The organism is Gracilibacillus halophilus YIM-C55.5, from assembly GCF_000359605.1.
In the GTDB taxonomy this organism is placed as follows: domain Bacteria; phylum Bacillota; class Bacilli; order Bacillales; family Amphibacillaceae; genus Gracilibacillus; species Gracilibacillus halophilus.
The window spans coordinates 1-4,167 of record NZ_APML01000043.1; the positions used below are offsets into that span (position 1 = coordinate 1).

The window sequence follows — 4,167 nt, forward strand, 5'->3', positions numbered from 1 at the left end:
TTATGACTTTTTTATGAATGGTACAACTTTATTGTTGGGTTACACCTTCAATACAATCTGCGCGCAACACTCAATGTGCTTCGTCTGCGGGAACATATCAACTGGCTGGACTTCCTTCGTCTGATAGCCACCATCTTCTAAAATATTTAAGTCACGTGCTAATGTAGACGGGTTACATGATACATAAACGATGCGCTTCGGCTTCATTTGTATCATAGCGTTTAGCAACTCTTCATCGCATCCTTTTCGTGGTGGGTCGACAACAATAACGTCAGGTTGTAGTCCTTGTGCTGTCCACCATGGCATGACCTTTTCCGCTTCTCCTACATAAAACGCCGCATTGTCGATGTTGTTTAATTTGGCATTTTCTTTTGCATCTGAAACAGCCTGCGGAACCACTTCAACGCCATATACTTTCTTTGCCTTTTTCGCTAGAGATAATGAAATCGTACCAATACCGCAATAGGCATCAATGACGGTCTCATCACCCGCAATATCAGCATATTCGATCGCTTTATCATATAATTTTTTTGTTTGTGTTGGATTGACTTGATAAAACGATTTAGCTGAAATGGCAAAACGAATACCATCGATCTCATCGTAAATATACTCATTTCCCCATAACACCTTCGTCTTCTTACCTAAAATCACATTCGTTCGTTCCGCGTTCACGTTTTGGATAACGGATTTCACATGTGGATAGCTTGCTCGAATTTCTTCAACTAACTTGTCCAATTGTGGAACATTTTCCTTCCGTGTCACTAATACGATCATGGTCTGGTTCGTTTCTTGTCCCACCCGCACCATAATATGTCGTAAGGTACCTCGGTGGTTCGTTTCATCATAAGCCGAAATACCTAAACGATTAGCAATTTCTCGTACTGCATCGACCATACGATCAGCTGTCTCATCCGTAATGATACAATGATCCATATCATCAATAATGTCATGGCTTCGCTTACGATAAAAACCCGTAATTAATTCACCATTTTTTGAGCCAACTGGAATTTGCACTTTATTTCGATAGCGCCATGGATCGTCCATCCCAATCGTAGGATGAATCGGAATATCATCAATATGAGCAATTTTTTTCAATGCATTTTGTACTTGGTCGTGTTTCATATCAAGTTGTCGTTGATAGCTCATATGCTGCAACTGACAGCCACCACATTTATAAAAGACATCACACGGTGGGTCAACACGTTCATCACTTTGGTTATAAAACTCAATGATCTTACCAAAACCAAAATTCTTCTTCACTTTAATCACTTTTACTTTCGCCTGTTCGCCAGGTAGGCCATACGGAACAAACAATGGATAACCATTGACCTTCCCGACGCCAGACCCTTCATGTGTCATATCTTCAAATGTTACTTCAACAGTTTGGTTTTTCTTGACTGGAGGAGCTGATTTTGTCATATGTCATCGTCCTTTTTCTTTTGCTGACCAAATTCTATCACAGAAATGATAAATAAAAAAATTTTCAAAATTCCAAAAAGGGATTGACCTTATTTTCAAAAACGATTATAATTTAGAAAAATCATATGCATATGGTTCTTATCTAGAGAGGTGGAGGGACTGGCCCTTAGAAACCTCGGCAACAGGCTTTTATTTAGCACTGTGCCAATTCCAGTAGCCAACTACAGGCTTGAAGATAAGAAGAGTCGATACTGATGTATACAAACCTCTTCTTCATTCAAGAAGAGGTTTTATTTTTATACCAACAAGGAGGATATGATCATGAAGCGTAGTTTGGAAGAGAGATTAAGAGATGGCACTGTCATTGCTGGTGAAGGTATTTATTTGAATTGGAACGTAGAGGTTATTTGCAAGCAGGATCATTCGTTCCAGAAGTCGCATTAGAGCATCCAGATGTACTTAAACACGTCTATCGTGATTTTATGAATGCAGGTTCTGATGTAGTATTAGCTTTCACTTATAATGCACACCGTGAAAAAATGCGTATTATCGGGAAAGAAGATTTGCTAGAGCCACTGAACCGAAATGCTATTCGACTAGCGAAAGAAGTGGCGAAAGAACATCCAACAGAAGAAGCATTAGTTGCTGGCAACATTTCGAACACAAATATTTTTGACCCAGAAGATCAGGCATCCAAAGATAAGGTGCGCAGCATGTTTGCTGAAATGATTAGTTGGTGCAAAGAAGAAGGTGTTGACTTTGTAAATGGTGAAACATTCTATTATCACGAAGAGGCCGTCATCGCTTTAGAAGAAATCCAAAAACAAGGATTACCCGCTGTTATTACGATGGGGCTCATGGGTGAAAATATTTTACGTGATGGCTATCAAGTCGAAGAATCTTGTCGTATTCTTTCCGAAAAAGGAGCATTAGTCGTCGGAATGAATTGTTTCCGTGGGCCTGATACGATGCAGCCATACCTTGAGCAAATTCGCGAGCGTGTTGATGGTTTCGTAGCTGGATTACCGGTACCGTACCGTACAACAGAGGAACATCCGACATTCTTTAATTTGCCTGATGGCGGTTGTAGCTGTCATTTGCCTTTAGAAACAACATTTCCTACGGCTTTAGAACCTTTATACCATAATCGTTATGAAATCGCTGAATGGGCTAAGCAGGCGAAAGATACTGGGGTGAACTACATTGGTCTATGCTGCGGTGCATCTCCAGCGATGCTACGAGCAGTAGCGGAAGCATGTGACATTGAAACGATCAATTCGACATATTCGCCAGACATGAAGAAACACTTCTTATTCGGAACAGATGACACGTTGAAACAGCATAACCTAAATTACCGCACGAAAGCTTAAATACTCATGAACTGATCAGCGGAATGATTATTTTCTTGTCTAATTTCCTCATTTCCTGGGAAATATTTCGGTTTCTATCGAATGAAATAGAAAATACTCATGTGAATCATAAGGTAGGCCATATCCCCCCTTTTTCTAGTGGAATATGGCCTATGATTCTTCTAATTTCGCTTGTTTGTCACAAAATTCACTTGATACAAAGACATCAATATGTTGATATAAGTTTGTGAATTCACCTGGTAATAAACCGCCAAATTCGCCATCGATATTTAGCTGCATTTTTTCTTCTGTGTGTACTTTTATTCGATTCGCACGAGCATAGAAAATATGCTTATCTTCTAAATGGGCGCCTTTTGTAGCAAGACTAGCGATGCGAACAAAATCAGCCATATTCATTTTCTTTAATATGAGCAAGTCGAAATATCCGTCATCCATCTTTGCATTAGGGGCAAGTTTTTCAAAGCCACCAACTGAATTGGTGTTAGAAACGAGAAACAGCATAATTTCATCATCAAACCATTTGCCATCATACTCAATTTGTACACGAATTGGGCGCAAGGAAGGAAGCATTTCAATTCCTTTTATATAATAAGCAAGCTGTCCAAGCATCGTCTTTAATTTACTCGGCACTTCATATGTGAGTTCTGTTAGCTTTCCACCACCAGCAATATTCATGAAGTAATGATCGTTGACTCGACCGATATCTAGTGGCCGAATATGATGTTCTAGGATAATATCCACCGCTTTTTTAATATCACGGGGAATACCGAGCGCACGAGCTAAATCATTTGTTGTTCCGCCTGGGATAATACCTAACTTGGGACGGTATGGTTGTTCTGCAAGGCCATGGAGCACTTCATTGATCGTACCATCGCCTCCTGCTGCTATGACGAGATCATATTTTCGTTCAACTGCAATTTTAGCCGCATAGGTGGCATCACCTTCTCCTGTTGTGGCATGCGCCGATGTTTCATAACCAGCTTCTTCAAAGCGTCGCAACACATCGGGCAACTCTTTCTTGAAGATTTCACGACCTGAGCTTGGATTATAGATAATGCGAGCACGCTTCATCATCATTTCTCCTTCACCGAAAAAGATTCTACCTTCCATCATAATCTATTTGTGAATTTTTGCAAATAAAAACTATTTATTGAAACATGAAACACTTTTTCAGATGTTTCGTTCTTTTCTTTCTGGCGGTGTCTCCTGTTTTGCATATTGATTGCGCACACCATTCGCGAATTTGTTTTTGGAATCGATTTATCCTGCAAATAAGCATGTCATACATTCTCGATTTGCAGGATATATTCATTTTCTGTGCAAACAGGGGCTCGAAACAAACCTGTTTGACTGATATATCGATTTTCCATGCAAACAG

Annotated in this window: 2 protein-coding genes, 1 pseudogene and 1 riboswitch; of the genes and pseudogenes, 1 reads left to right on the top strand and 2 read right to left on the bottom strand. The window is 39.9% G+C overall.

Annotated features, from left to right (window positions below):
* Positions 1–39: 39 nt before the first annotated feature.
* Positions 40–1,419 carry a 23S rRNA (uracil(1939)-C(5))-methyltransferase RlmD gene (gene rlmD, locus J416_RS10205; protein WP_003470222.1) on the bottom strand — a complete coding sequence of 460 codons (1,380 nt, stop codon included), beginning with the start codon at positions 1,417–1,419 and terminating at the stop codon, positions 40–42.
* A gap of 135 nt (positions 1,420–1,554) precedes the next feature.
* Positions 1,555–1,661: riboswitch (SAM riboswitch) on the top strand.
* A 79-nt stretch (positions 1,662–1,740) separates the two neighbouring features.
* Here rlmD and J416_RS10210 point away from each other — a divergent pair.
* A pseudogene (locus J416_RS10210) lies at positions 1,741–2,789 on the top strand (homocysteine S-methyltransferase family protein).
* A gap of 150 nt (positions 2,790–2,939) precedes the next feature.
* Here the strand turns inward: J416_RS10210 and J416_RS10215 are convergent.
* Positions 2,940–3,860, bottom strand: coding sequence for a diacylglycerol kinase (locus J416_RS10215; protein WP_003470232.1), 921 nt, complete (start codon positions 3,858–3,860; stop codon positions 2,940–2,942).
* Positions 3,861–4,167: the final 307 nt, after the last annotated feature.